The following is a 13,734-nucleotide window of genomic DNA, read 5'->3' on the forward strand; positions in this document are numbered from 1 at the left end:
CTATAATAACTTGATAGATTTAGAATTACAAGAAATTACCTGTATAAAAGGGGAGAATGACCTATGAAAACCAAGATCACAGAACTTCTCGGTATCGAATACCCGATCGTGCAGGGCGCGATGGCGTGGATCGCAGAGCATCATCTTGCGGCTGCGGTTTCCAAGGCCGGCGGTCTGGGCATCATCGCGGGCGGCGCGGCTCCGGTGGATTACATCCGTGAGGAGATCCATAAGGCGCGTGCCATCACGGACAAGCCGCTCGGTATGAACATCATGCTGCTCTCCCCGAATGCGGATGATCTGGCGCAGCTGGCTATCGACGAGAAGATCGAAGTGCTGACCACCGGCGCAGGCAATCCGGGCAAGTATATCGCGGACTGGAAGAACGCAGGCATTAAGGTTATGCCGGTCGTTGCTTCGGTTGCACTGGCAAAGCGCATGGAGCGCGCAGGTGCAGATGCGGTTATCGCAGAGGGTATGGAAGGCGGCGGCCACATCGGTGAGCTGACCACCATGCCGCTCGTTCCGCAGGTCGTAGACGCACTGAGCATTCCGGTCATCGCCGCAGGCGGCATTGCAGACGGCCGCGGCATGGCAGCTGCCATGATGCTCGGCGCCGAAGGCGTACAGTGCGGCACCGTGTTCCTTGCATCCAACGAGTGCTATATTTCGGATAAGTACAAGGAGCTCGTTCTCAAGGCTACCGACATTTCGACCGTTGTTACCGGTCGTCCGTCCGGTCATCCGGTGCGTTCGCTCAAGACCCCGATGGCGCGCAAGTGCCTCGAGCTCGAGAAGCAGAACACCAATGCCTCCCTTGAGGAGCTTGAGAAGGCAACCGCCGGTTCGCTGCGCAAGGCCGTGCAGGACGGCAACTATGAGGAGGGCACGTTCATGTCCGGCCAGATTGCGGGTATGCTCAAGGAGCTGCATCCGTGCGAGGAGATTCTCAAGGGCATGACCGCGCAGGCAGAAGACCTTCTGAAGAACGCTTACAAGAGATTTGAATAAGAGCGGAGAGTGAAGAGATACGAAAACTCCTCACTCTTGCCTGCTTATAGAATGGAGTAAACAATGAGCTTAGCAATCGTAACCGGCGGTTCCCGCGGCATTGGCGCGGCAATCGCGGAAAAGCTGGCGCAGGACGGCTTCGACGTCCTCATCAACTGTGCGTCCTCGGTCGAAAAGGCTGAGGCTGTGGCGGAGAAGTGCCGCGCGCACGGCGTTAACGCTTATGTGAAGAAGTGGGATGTTGCGGACTATGACGCCTGCAACACCGCGCTCAAGGAAATTAAGGAAGAGATCGGCGTACCGTTCGTTCTCGTCAACAATGCGGGCATTACCCGCGACGGTCTGATGGTCCGCATGAAGGAGGACCAGTTCGACGACGTTATCCGCACCAATCTCAAGGGCGCATTCAACATGCTCAGCCTGTGCGGTGCGATGATGATGCGTGCAAAGCAGGGCCGCATTATCAACATCACCTCGGTTTCGGCGTTCACCGGAAACTACGGCCAGATCAACTACACCGCTGCCAAGGCGGGTATGGTCGGCATGACCAAGACCGCCGCCAAGGAGCTGGGTGCGCGCGGCATTACGGTAAACGCAGTCGCTCCGGGCTGGATCGCCACCGAGATGAGCGACAAGGTGCCCGAGGACATCCGCGAGAACGCCAAGAAGCAGATCGCGCTCGGCCGTTTCGGCAAGCCGGAGGAAATCGCAGGCGTGGTTGCCTTTCTGGCCTCCGACGCTGCAAGCTATATTTCCGGCCAGACGATCATCGCTGACGGCGGACTTTATTAAGGCATCACCGGACAATTCGCCTGCGGCACTTTGCGGTAATTTTCCGCTCTGATGTCGTTCCGGATTTTTGCAATACACAAAGTATTGCTGCAAACCCGCGCCTAATCAGAACGCAAAATTCCTGCGCAAATTGCTCTTGCCGAATTATCCGGTGATACCTTTTTGCTGCGTGGAATAAAAATTGCGATTAGATAAATGCGTGATATTGGAATGAAGGAGCAAATATATGGAACGTGTAGTAATCACCGGCATGGGTGCCATCACTCCGGTCGGCAACGATGTGCCGTCGTTTTGGGAGTCGCTCAAGACCGGCAAGTGCGGCATCGGTCCCATCACCAAGTTTGATGTATCCGATTTTAAGGTAAAGCTGGGTGCAGAGGTCAAGGACTTCGACCCGACCCAGTATATGGAGAAGCGTGAGGCGCGCCGCGCAGATGCAAATGTGCATTACGCAATGGCGGCAGCGATCCAGGCTGTCGAGCAGGCAGGCCTCAAGGAAGGCAATTTCGATCCCTATCGCACGGGCGTTATCTTCGGCTCGGGCGTAGGCGGTCTGCATGTTGCCGAGCAGGAGGTCCCGAAGCTGCTCGAAAAGGGTCCCGGCCGCGTTTCGCCGTTCGCTATTCCGGAGATGATCGCCAACATCGCGGCGGCGTATATCTCCATGCACTTCGGCTTCAAGGGTGAGAATTTCTGCCCGGTTTCCGCGTGCGCGACCGGCAACCACTCGATCGGTGAGGCAATGCGCGCCATCCGCCACGGCTATCAGGATGTCGTTGTCTGCGGTGGCACCGAGAACGGCATTATCCCGATCTCGATGGCAGGCTTCCAGAATATGAAGGCGGTTCACATGGGTGAGGATCCGACGGCGGCTTCCATCCCGTTTGACGCACGCCGTTCCGGCTTTGTCATGGGCGAAGGCGCAGGCTGTCTCGTACTCGAGAGCCTGACGCACGCACAGCAGCGCGGCGCGACCATTCTGGCAGAGGTGGCAGGCTACGGTGCCTCCGGCGACGCTTACCACATCACCAGCCCGTCTCCGGACGGCGATGCGGCTGCACACGCCATCCGCGGTGCCATTGAGGATGCCGGTCTGACCCCGGCTGACGTTGACTATATCAACGCGCACGGCACCTCCACGCCGCTGAATGAAAAGTATGAGACCATTGCCATCAAGAAGGCGTTTGGCGAGGAGGCTTACAACGTGAAGGTATCCTCCACCAAGTCCATGACCGGCCATCTGCTGGGCGGCGCGGCTGCGGTTGAGGCCATTGCCTGCGTTATGGCAATCCGCGAGGGCATTGTACCGCCGACCATCGGCTACAAGGAGCCGGATCCGGAGTGTGATCTGGATATCACCCCGAACAAGGCGGTTGAGATGCCGATCAATGTTGCCATCTCCAACTCGCTCGGCTTTGGCGGCCACAACGCCTGCATCCTGATCAAGAAGGTATAAAAATGGACATCAAAGAATTGAAAGACATCGCGCTTGAGCTGATGGACGCGCTGGCTGCAAAAAAGCTGGGCGAGGTCGAGCTCGAACTGGATGACGTAAAAATCAAGATCAAGGCAGCTGAACCGGCTCCCGTGATCGCTGCAGCATCGGTAGCAGCGGCGGCACCCGCAGCGGCGCCGGCGGCAGCACCCGCAGCGGAGAGCGCAGACGCGGCACCAGCGGCTGAGGAGCAGCTTCCGGCAGGCACGCAGGTGAAGAGCCCGCTGGTCGGCACGTTTTATTCTTCTCCGTCTCCGGACGAACCGCCGTTCGTGCTGGTCGGTCAGCAGGTGAAGGAGGGCGATACCCTCTGCATCATCGAGGCGATGAAGATCATGAACGAGATCAAGGCACCGTGCGACGGCAAGATCATCCGCATTATGGCACAGCCGGGCGATATGGTTGAATACAATCAGGTGCTCTGCGTAATCGAATGACGCTTATAGGGGGCTTCACAAGCCCCCTATATACGAAAACAGGTTCCGTAGAAACCTGTTTTCGATACCCGAATGTCGCCGCGCGCAGTGCGACCAAGAAGTCGCACAAGGATAGCGCCCAAGACGGCTGAGTCGGGGTGTAAAAACCCAGCGCTAACCTTGCGCGACGCCGTTCGCGCTGCGCCGCACATGTCGCGGGTTTTTACGAAGCGCAAGGCGCTTCTATTTCATGCGCAATGCAAAGCATTGCGGTTTTACCGCATAATTAGTGCTGTATTGCGTGTTTCACTTGCATTTTGTAAGGAGAGGGATTATAATATGCTGAACAAAGAACAGATCATGGAGATCCTTCCGCACCGTCCGCCGATGCTTCTGGTGGACGAGATCCTCGAAATGGACGAGAACCATGTAGTCGGTGCGTTGCACCTGACCGGCGACGAGTTCTTCTTCCAGGGCCACTTTCCGGGCAACCCGATCATGCCCGCGGTGTTCCGTCTGGAGGCGCTCGCGCAGGCAGGCGGCGTAGCGCTGCTGTCTCTGCCCGAATTCAAGGGCAAGACTGCGGTCTACACCGGCATTGACAAGGCGAAATTCCGCGCAATGGCAAAGCCGGGCGATACCCTTCGTCTGGAAGTTACCTTCACCAAGCGCCGCGGCCCGATGGCAGTAGCCGAAGGCATTGCCTGGGTTGGGGACGAGAAGGCCGCCGAAGCGGAGATCAAATGCATGGTCATCAATGACTGAGGCGGGAGAGAGCTAATCGAATGTTTCAGAAGGTACTCATTGCGAACCGCGGCGAGATTGCGGTCCGCATTATTCAGGCCTGCCGTGATTTAGGCATTATCTCGGTGGCCGTTTACTCCGAGGCTGACCGCGAAGCGCTGCACGCGCAGATCGCGGACGAAGCGGTCTGCATCGGTCCGGCCCGTGCGGCGGACAGCTACCTGAATATGGATAATATCATTTCGGCGGCGCTGGCTTCCGGCTGTCAGGCCATTCATCCGGGCTTCGGCTTCCTGTCCGAGAATCCGGATTTTGCCGAGCGCATCACGCAGGCCGGTCTGGCGTTTATCGGCCCGACTGCAGCAACTATCCGCCTGATGGGCGACAAATCCGAGGCAAAGCGCAACGCGATCGCCGCAGGCGTTCCGGTCGCGCTCGGCACGGACGGCCCGCTGCGCGATTTTGACGAAGCCATCTCCGAGGCCGAGCGCATCGGCTATCCGGTCATGCTCAAGGCGGCCTCCGGCGGCGGCGGCAAGGGCATCCGCGTGGCGGAGAGCGTCAAGGACCTCAAGGACGCGTACGACAGCGCCGCTGCAGAGGCTATCGCCAACTTCGGTGACGGCCGCCTGTACATGGAAAAATATATTCACAATCCGCGCCATATCGAGGTGCAGATTCTGGGCGATAACTACGGTAACGTGGTGCACCTGTTCGAGCGTGAGTGCTCGGTGCAGCGCCGCCACCAGAAGCTGATCGAGGAAAGTCCGTCGGCTTTCGTCACGCCCGAGCTGCGCGAGAAGATGACCTCGGCGGCTGTTGCGCTGGCAAAGCGCGTCGGCTACCGAAACGCGGGTACGATCGAATTTCTGGTCGATAACGACCGCAATTTCTACTTCTGCGAGATGAACACCCGCATTCAGGTCGAGCACCCGGTCACCGAGGAGGTCACCGGCGTAGATCTGGTCTGCGAGCAGCTTCGCGTGGCGGCAGGCGAGCCGCTGTCCTTTAAGCAGGAGGATCTGACCATCCGCGGTCACGCCATCGAGTGCCGCATCAATGCGGAGGACCCGTCGAGAAACTTTGCGCCCTGTCCGGGCACGCTGGTGTCCTTGCATCTGCCGGGCGGTCCCGGCGTGCGCGTGGATTCCGCGGCTTATCAGGGCTACAAGATTCCGCCGTTCTACGATTCCATGATCGGCAAGCTGATCGTCTACGGCGCCGACCGTGAGCAGGCTATCGTTCGCATGCGCCGCGCTCTCGCGGAGATGCTGTTTGAGGGCGTTGTGACCGCAACCGACTACCAGATGCACATCCTGTGCTCAAAGGCGTTTGTGGAAGCAAACTTTAATGTTAATTCCATCGCAAACGGCGATTTTGACTAAATCATTTATTATGGTATAATAGATTTAGTACAAGTATAGTTGAATCCGAAGGTCTTATAAAATCAGCGTATTTTGAAAAGCGAAGTTTTTGTAATCCGAAGGATTTCAGAGGCAGTACCGCACGGTTGGACAAGAGCGATTTGCGAGATGTTTTGTTCACTGGTGCGGCGCGGACTTGCAGCAGTACGCTGTATTGCAAAAGTACGCAACAAAACCAGGGGGCAAAACAGCCGCAAAGCGCCGAAGGCCAATCGTGCGGTACTGCCTCCAAACGAAAGGGGAGTTACGCATGGGTCTGATCGACCTGTTTCAAAAAACACGCGAGACCTCTATGGAAATGAAACCGCAGGAGGACGAAGCGGCCAAGGTTGTAACCTGCAAGGGCTGCGGCGCAGAACTGAAGGCGTATGCCTACGGCAAGAATCTGTATGTGTGCCCGCACTGCGGACGATACGGACGACTGCTCGCGCGCACGCGCATCCGTCAGATCGCGGATAAGGACAGCTTTGAGGAGCTGTACGCAAATCTGGCACCGGCGGACCCGATCCACTTCCCGGGATACGCAGAGAAAACGGCAGAGCTGGCTGAAAAGGTCGGCATGCCGGACGCGGTCAAGACCGGCGTGTGTAAGATCGGCGGCGTGGAGACCGCGATCGGCGTGATGGACAGCCATTTCATGATGGCGTCCATGGGTTCGGTCGTCGGTGAAAAGCTGACCCGCCTGTTCGAGTACGCGACCGAAAAGGGTCTGCCTGTCGTGCTGTTCACCTGCTCCGGCGGTGCGCGCATGCAGGAGGGCATGTTTTCGCTCCTGCAGATGGCAAAGGTGTCTGCGGCGGCGCGCCGTCACTCGGACGCCGGACTGCTGTATATCACCGTGCTGACCGACCCGACCACGGGCGGTGTTACCGCGTCGTTCGCCATGCTGGGCGATATTATCCTCGCGGAGCCGCGCACGACCATCGGCTTTGCCGGCCGCCGTGTTATCGAGGGAACCATCGGTCAGACCCTCCCGGACGATTTTCAGTCCTCGGAGTTCTTGCTATCGCACGGTTTCTGTGATAAAATAGTTCCGCGTAATCAACTCAGAGAAACGCTGGAAAAACTCTTGAAGCTGCACTGCGGCTCCAAGTCCAAGAAATGGCAGGTGTGGCGTCGTGATTAACAAACCCGCAAGTGAAAAAATGCGTATCATTCACGATACCAAGCGTCCGATGCTCACGGACTACGTCAATGAGTTGTTCACCGACTTCACCGAGCTGCACGGCGACCGCTATTTTTCGGACGACCATGCCATCCTCGGCGGCGTTGGCTACTTCAACGGCACACCGGTGACGGTAATCGGCCACCGCAAGGGCCGCACCATTGAGCAGAATATGGACGCCAACTTCGGCATGGCGCACCCGGAGGGCTATCGAAAGGCCCTGCGTCTCGCACATCAGGCGGAGAAATTCCACCGCCCGGTCATCAACTTTGTTGACACCGGCGGCGCGTTCTGCGGCGTTGGCGCGGAGGAACGCGGTCAGGGCGAGGCCATTGCCCGCTGTTTGTATGAGTTTATCGAGCTGAAAACGCCTGTTATCTCTATCGTGACGGGTGAGGGCGGCTCCGGCGGCGCACTGGCGCTGGCGGTGGCAGATCGTGTGCTCATGCTCGAGAACGCCCTGTATTCGGTTATTTCGCCGCGCGGCTGCGCGTCCATTCTCTGGAAGGACCCCAAGCGCGAGGCGGAGGCAGCGGACACGCTGCATATCACCGCGCAGGACCTGTACAGCTTCGGTATGATCGAAGGCATCATTCAGGAGGGCACATCCTCCGCACAGCTTATCCGCAATGTGGCGCGCACGCTGCGCGACCAGCTTGCCGAGCTGGATGCTGAGCCGGACATCGACACGATGCTGCAGAAACGGTATGAAAAATTCCGCAGAGTCGGAGTTTTCAGAACAATAAATCAAGAAAGTAATGAAGGAGTGTAAATCCCATGTTTGAAAAGGTATGTGAGATCCTGGCAGACAAGTTTGACGCTGATGCTTCCACCATGACCATGGACACCAAGGTTAAGGAAGACCTGAACGCAGACTCTCTGGACGTTGTAGAGCTGATGATGGACCTCGAGGAGAACTTCGGCGTAACGATTTCCGATGAGGAAGCTGCTAAGATGAGCACCATCGGTGACATCGTAAACTACATCGAAGCAAATCAGTAAGATTTCGTTTTGAGCATGAAAAAGCCACCGTTTCTTTGAAACGGTGGCTTTTTTGCTGTGTGCAGCGTGTTTTTTTATTTCACAGTCAAGATCATAGTCATGGTGTCCGCGTTCCAATCCACGCCGAAGCCAAGGGCGTCGCCAAGGTCGCGCAGCTTGAAGTAGTTGTTGCCGCCGATGGAGTAGGCGGTAAGGGAAAGCGGCTTGCCGTCCAGATAAACAGAGGCGTTCGTGAGAGATGCGGCCTTATTGCCGGCGGGCAGGGCGGCCTGTTCGCCGCCGACCGCGGTGTAGGCGGTCTTGCTGGTCAGGTCGATGCGCTGCTGTGCGGCGTTCCACTTGACCTCAAAATTGGTGTTCAGACCGTCGAGTGCTTTCGCCAAATCGCGCAGCTTGAAGTAGTTGCTGCCGTTGATGGTGTACGCGCCAAGCTTTACCGACTCGCCGTTGAGCGTTACCTTGTGGGTAGAAACCTTTGCGGTCGGGTTGGTCAGGCGGCGGAGAGAGGCGATGGTGTCCTGCAGAGCCGCACGCGGAGACAGCGCACGGTCGCTGTTGTAAGGACTTTCCCAGAAGGAGTAATACTGCTCGTCCATATCGCCGGTGAGGTCGAGGATAGTGGAGGAAAATTCCTCTGCGGTAACGGACTGACCGTTGATAGTTTTGACTGGTGTCGGTGTCTCGGCATCCCAGTCGAAGCCGTCCGTGTAAGTGAGGACCACAACGGCTTTATCGCCCTGTTTGGTCCAGAAGGTGACCGGATTGTTATTCATCACTTCCTGACCGGAGACCAGATACGCCTTGTCCTTGCCAACGTAAAACTGGGTGCACGGCGAAACGTCCGTACCGAAGTTGCTCACGCCTTTCGGGATTATAAGTTCATAGATTTTGCCGTCTGCATATGAGTACATATGCTGTCCTTGGTGAGCGGCAGCGCAGTACAGCTCCGGAATCTTATCGCCGTCCATATCCACCAGCTTTGCCATGGAAAGTCCGGTCAGCAGTCCCTTGAAGCCATCGTCCGTGCGAGCGGCAGCCTTGCCATACTTATTCTGCAGGGTGGTGATCTGATTCAGATACGCCTTAGCACCCTGCGGAGACAGGGAACCGAGGTCAGCCGCGCCTGCGGCTCCGACAGCCATTGCGCCGGTCAGTACGGTGCAGAGCATTGCCTTTCCGATTTTGTTCATAGAGATTCTCCTTCCTTTTATCAGACGCTTGCGTCTTTTTTTTATTGTACGGCAGCGGTCTGTCTGCGTCAACTGTATCCTGAGCGGAATTTTTATCAGTTAGCAAAATATTTTACAATTTAGAGCGGATATATCGCCGTAATTTTGACGATAAAATAGGTGGAAAATGAACGAAAAAACGGGTATAATAAATTCTGTACGAAAATAATCCCGCTGATGGAGGAATAGAATATATGATCCGTAACGATTTACGCAACATCGCCATCATTGCGCACGTTGACCATGGCAAGACCACTCTGGTCGATCAGATGCTCAAGCAGGCTGGCGCTTTCCGCGAAAATCAGGTGGTAGAAGAGCGTGTCATGGACTCGGGCGATATCGAGCGTGAGCGCGGCATTACCATTCTGGCAAAGAACACCTCTGTACATTACAAGGGCGTAAAGATCAACATCGTAGATACCCCGGGCCACGCCGACTTCTCCGGCGAGGTAGAGCGTATCCTCAAGATGGTAGACGGCGTTGTTCTGCTGGTTGACGCAGCAGAAGGCCCGATGCCGCAGACCCGTTTCGTGCTGCAGAAGGCATTGGAGTTCGGTCACAAGATCATCATCGCAATCAACAAGATCGACCGTCCGGACGCTCGTCTCAACGAGATCGGCGACGAGGTCCTCGAGCTGCTGCTCAACCTTGATGCGACCGACGAGCAGCTGGACAGCCCGATCGTTTACTGCTCCGGCCGTGCAGGCACCGCTTCCATGTCCCCGAACGTGGAGGGCAAGGACCTGACCCCGCTGTTCGAGCAGATTCTCGAGCACATTCCGGCACCGCAGGTTGATACCGAAGGCCCGACCCAGATGCTCGTTTCTTCTATCGACTACAACGAGTACGTTGGCCGTATCGGCATCGGCCGTATCGAGCGCGGCTCGATGAAGGTAGGTCAGCAGGTTACCGTCTGCGACTACCACGGCAACACCAAGCCGTATAACGCAAAGCTGGTTACCCTGTACTCCATCGAGGAGCTGGGCCGTCAGCCGATCGAGGAGGCACAGGCAGGCGAGATCGTTTGCTTCTCCGGCATCGAGGGCGTAACCATCGGTGAGACCCTGTGCGACCCCGAGCACGTTGAGGCTCTGCCGTTCGTTAAGATCTCCGAGCCGACCGTTGAGATGACCTTTATGGTCAACGACTCTCCGTTCGCCGGCAAGGAAGGCAAGTTTGTTACCTCCCGTCACCTGCGTGAGCGTCTGTTCCGTGAGCTGCTCAAGGACGTATCCCTGCGCGTAAACGAAACCGATACCACCGATGCATTCCGCGTTTGCGGCCGTGGTGAGATGCACCTGTCCATTCTGATCGAGAACCTGCGCCGTGAGGGCTACGAGTTCCAGGTTGGCGCACCGAAGGCGCTGCTCAAGGAGATCGACGGCAAGACCTGCGAGCCGATGGAGCGCATGATCGCAGACGTTCCGGCGGATGCTGTCGGCGCGATCATGGAGAAGATGGGCTCCCGCAAGGGTGAGCTGGTTTCCATGAACCCGAAGGGCACCGACCGTATGCGCCTCGAGTTCATCATTCCGGCGCGCGGCCTGTTCGGCTACCGCACCGAGTTCCTGACCGATACCAAGGGCGAGGGCGTTATGTCCTCCGTATTCAACAGCTATCAGCCGTATAAGGGCGATATCCAGAAGCGCACCACCGGTTCTCTGATCGCGTTTGAGGCCGGCGAGGCTGTTGGCTATGGCCTGTTCAACGCACAGGATCGCGGCCCGCTGTTCATCGGCCCCGGCACGATGGTATACGAAGGCATGATCGTCGGCGAGAACCCGCGCGGCGAGGACATGGCTGTAAACGTCTGCAAGAAAAAGCAGCTGACCAACATGCGTGCATCCGGCTCGGATGATGCGCTGCGCCTGATTCCGCCGCGCCAGATGTCCATCGAGGCGGCACTCGAGTTCATCTCCGACGATGAGCTGCTTGAGATTACCCCGGAGAGCATCCGTATGCGCAAGCGCGTTCTGTCCAACACCGAGCGTCTGAAAAAGACCAAGGGCGGCAAGAAATAATGATGGCTGTGCCGCAATTACGCTTTTACACCGTTTAGGTGAAGAAAAGCGCTCATTTCACCCTGTTATCAAAAAATAAAGATATATAAAGGAGAATTCCCACCATGGCTATCAAGGAAGTTCTGCACACTGATCTCGCACCGGCAGCCGTAGGCCCGTACTCTCAGGCAATCGCTGCAAACGGTTTCGTATTTACCTCCGGTCAGGTTCCGATCGACCCGAAGGAGGGCAAGATCGTAGCAACCACCATCGAGGAGCAGACCGAGCAGGTCATGAAGAACCTGCAGTGCGTTCTGGCACAGGGCGGCGTAGGCTTTGACCGTGTTGTCAAGACCACCTGCTTCCTGTCCGACATCAACGACTTTGCTGCATTCAACGGTGTGTACGCGAAGTACTTCCCGGAAGGCGCTCCGGCTCGTTCCTGCGTTGAAGTAGCTGCTCTGCCGCTCGGCGCTAAGGTAGAAGTAGAAGTAGTTGCAGTACAGGGCTAAAAGCCTGCGGCTTTTTCGATTCAAAGGACTTGTCCTTTGAATCGAGGGACGGTGTCGCCGCGCGTGTCCGTTTCACGGACAGGGCGGGAACACCTGCTGCAGCAAAACACCCCGAAAACTTTCCGGTTTTCGGGGTGTTTTACTGTTTGTTAAAAATGGCAGGCGCATGTCCTGCCATTTTTGTCGCGCGCACGCTCCATTTTATGCGCTCCGCGGCGTGATGGGTTCTCTGGGTGCAGAAATCCCTGCGGGATTTTATGGGGTGGCGGAAACGCGGTCGCCCGCGGAAGGCTCGGCGGCACGCGCCGCCTGCCCTGTGGGTGCGGTTATGCAAGCAAACCGCGTATTTTATGCCGCGAACGTGGTTCGAGGTTGGCGTGATCTGCACGCTCCGCACGAATTCGCCATCCTCCATTCCGACTCGCTGAGAGCCGCCTGCGGCGGTGGGTATCTCAATTCTCCATCACTTCAATTCCCACCAAAATGCTTGCTTTGCGGCCTTTGTATGCAAACGGCGAAAAATATTATGCGGTGAGAAGAAATTTATCGAAAAATGATAATGCAATTTGCGGCATACTGTTGTATAATAAAGCTATATCGGAAAATCTGGTCGTATGACCCTTGAGAAACGAAAGGATTTCTGCGATGAATAAAGTAAATGCCGTCATGGTTGGCGGCCTGTTTGACGAAAACGGCATTTCCGCTTTTGCGCGTCCGGTGCTGTTCGGCACTGCGGGCGATGCAATGCGGGATGCGCTGCCTGATGCGGTGGAGGCGTGCTTCTTTGCGCACGACGACAGAGAGCATGCCGTTGCCGGCGCACAGGACATTGCGCTCGATGCCGCAAATCGTTTTGCCTCGCTGGCTGCGCTGCCGGAGAGCGAGCACGTTCTGGTGCTGGCGGCTCCGTTTGCACTGGCCGAGGAGGACGCTCTGTTCCATCTGGCGGAGACGCACCTGAACACCGGTTACGGCGTCAGCGTACTGTCTGCCGAGCAGCAGGGCTTTGATGCGGAAGGTCAGCCTCTGCCGAGAGACAGCCGCTGCTATGCCGCCATGTTCACTTGGGATATGCTGAAAAAGGCACTCGCGAGCGGCGCTGATACGCTCGACGGCCTGGTTGCGGCGGCTGTTGCAGCCGGTGCGCAGAAGGGCATTGCCATCACCAACAAGATTTACGTCATCTGCGACGGTACGGCGGCCTTTATGGCACAGGTCGAGATGATGCAGCGTGTCAACTTCGGCCTCATCAAGAAGGGCGTGCAGATCTTCGATCTGACCAGCACCTACATTGCGCCGGACGCTGATATTGCTCCGGGCGCGACCATTCTGCCCGGCTGTCACATCCGTCCCGGCTGCAAGGTCGGCGCGGGCGCGGTCATCGGCCCGAACACCATCCTCGAAAAGGCCGAGATCGGCGCAGGCACTACGGTAAACAATTCGCAGGTTTATGAATCCACCGTCGGCAGCAATACCACGGTCGGTCCGTTTGCCTATATCCGCCCGCAGAGCGTGGTCGGTGACGGCTGCCGCATCGGCGACTTTGTAGAGCTGAAGAAGTCCACCATCGGCAACGGCACCAAGGTTTCGCACCTGACCTATATCGGCGACGCGACCGTCGGCGAGCGCGTCAACTTCGGCTGCGGCACGGTCGTTGTCAACTACGACGGCTATCACAAGTACCGCACCGAGATCGGTGACGACTGCTTCATCGGCTGCAATACCAACCTCGTTTCGCCTGTCAAGCTGGGCGACCGTGCGTTTACGGCTGCCGGTACGACTGTCACCAAGGACGTTCCTGCCGGTGCGCTGAGCGTTGCGCGTTCCCGCCAGACCAATCTTGAGGGCTGGAACGACCGCCGCCGCGCCGCACACGAGAAGGACAAGAAGTAAATCCATAAAACGTATATAAATCCACACGGAACAAAAAATATATTTATATGA

Annotated in this window: 13 protein-coding genes; 12 read left to right on the forward strand and 1 reads right to left on the reverse strand. The window is 57.1% G+C overall.

The window, feature by feature from the left end; all coding sequences use genetic code 11:
* The first annotated feature begins 63 nt into the window (after positions 1 to 63).
* The 9 genes from fabK to acpP all read left to right on the forward strand — a co-directional run bounded on the left by fabK (position 64) and on the right by acpP (position 8,049).
* Positions 64 to 1,011 (forward strand): enoyl-[acyl-carrier-protein] reductase FabK, encoded by a 948-nt coding sequence (fabK, locus tag IEY11_RS01745; protein ID WP_118285714.1) that lies wholly within the window; start codon positions 64 to 66, stop codon positions 1,009 to 1,011.
* Between the two features lie 63 nt (positions 1,012 to 1,074).
* Positions 1,075 to 1,803, forward strand: coding sequence for a 3-oxoacyl-[acyl-carrier-protein] reductase (gene fabG / locus IEY11_RS01750; RefSeq protein WP_116704637.1), 729 nt, complete (start codon positions 1,075 to 1,077; stop codon positions 1,801 to 1,803).
* A gap of 226 nt (positions 1,804 to 2,029) precedes the next feature.
* Entirely contained in the window at positions 2,030 to 3,259 is a 1,230-nt protein-coding gene (gene fabF, locus IEY11_RS01755; RefSeq protein ID WP_118360849.1) for a beta-ketoacyl-ACP synthase II, read from the forward strand.
* Between the two features lie 2 nt (positions 3,260 to 3,261).
* Entirely contained in the window at positions 3,262 to 3,735 is a 474-nt protein-coding gene (gene accB / locus IEY11_RS01760; protein WP_118728946.1) for an acetyl-CoA carboxylase biotin carboxyl carrier protein, read from the forward strand.
* Positions 3,736 to 4,053: 318 nt separating this feature from the next.
* Complete coding sequence (gene fabZ, locus IEY11_RS01765; RefSeq protein WP_181967688.1) at positions 4,054 to 4,479, forward strand: 3-hydroxyacyl-ACP dehydratase FabZ; 426 nt, start codon at positions 4,054 to 4,056, stop codon at positions 4,477 to 4,479.
* 20 nt (positions 4,480 to 4,499) lie between these two features.
* Positions 4,500 to 5,843 (forward strand): acetyl-CoA carboxylase biotin carboxylase subunit, encoded by a 1,344-nt coding sequence (accC, locus tag IEY11_RS01770; protein ID WP_117488862.1) that lies wholly within the window; start codon positions 4,500 to 4,502, stop codon positions 5,841 to 5,843.
* Positions 5,844 to 6,132: 289 nt separating this feature from the next.
* Positions 6,133 to 7,008, forward strand: a complete 876-nt coding sequence (gene accD, locus IEY11_RS01775; RefSeq protein ID WP_110435153.1) for an acetyl-CoA carboxylase, carboxyltransferase subunit beta — start codon at positions 6,133 to 6,135, stop codon at positions 7,006 to 7,008.
* A 19-nt stretch (positions 7,009 to 7,027) separates the two neighbouring features.
* Positions 7,028 to 7,819, forward strand: a complete 792-nt coding sequence (accA, locus tag IEY11_RS01780; protein ID WP_188885770.1) for an acetyl-CoA carboxylase carboxyl transferase subunit alpha — start codon at positions 7,028 to 7,030, stop codon at positions 7,817 to 7,819.
* Positions 7,820 to 7,824: 5 nt separating this feature from the next.
* Positions 7,825 to 8,049 (forward strand): acyl carrier protein, encoded by a 225-nt coding sequence (gene acpP, locus IEY11_RS01785; RefSeq protein ID WP_110435152.1) that lies wholly within the window; start codon positions 7,825 to 7,827, stop codon positions 8,047 to 8,049.
* Between the two features lie 74 nt (positions 8,050 to 8,123).
* Here the strand turns inward: acpP and IEY11_RS01790 are convergent, their stop codons facing one another.
* On the reverse strand, positions 8,124 to 9,239 hold the full coding sequence (locus IEY11_RS01790; protein ID WP_188885583.1) for a stalk domain-containing protein: 1,116 nt from the start codon (positions 9,237 to 9,239) through the stop codon (positions 8,124 to 8,126).
* A 233-nt stretch (positions 9,240 to 9,472) separates the two neighbouring features.
* On the opposite strand from IEY11_RS01790, the gene typA reads away from it, so the two are divergent.
* The 3 genes from typA (at position 9,473) to IEY11_RS01805 (ending at position 13,683) form a co-directional block, all read left to right on the forward strand.
* Positions 9,473 to 11,299 (forward strand): translational GTPase TypA, encoded by a 1,827-nt coding sequence (gene typA, locus IEY11_RS01795; protein ID WP_118478378.1) that lies wholly within the window; start codon positions 9,473 to 9,475, stop codon positions 11,297 to 11,299.
* A gap of 104 nt (positions 11,300 to 11,403) precedes the next feature.
* The gene (locus tag IEY11_RS01800; protein WP_118478380.1) at positions 11,404 to 11,790 is read left to right on the forward strand and encodes a RidA family protein; all 387 of its coding nucleotides are present in this window, start codon (positions 11,404 to 11,406) and stop codon (positions 11,788 to 11,790) included.
* A 645-nt stretch (positions 11,791 to 12,435) separates the two neighbouring features.
* Positions 12,436 to 13,683, forward strand: a complete 1,248-nt coding sequence (locus IEY11_RS01805; RefSeq protein ID WP_201309091.1) for a DapH/DapD/GlmU-related protein — start codon at positions 12,436 to 12,438, stop codon at positions 13,681 to 13,683.
* The last annotated feature ends 51 nt before the right edge of the window (positions 13,684 to 13,734 follow it).

The organism is Butyricicoccus faecihominis (assembly GCF_014648015.1).
Taxonomy (GTDB): Bacteria; Bacillota; Clostridia; order Oscillospirales; family Butyricicoccaceae; genus Agathobaculum; species Agathobaculum butyriciproducens.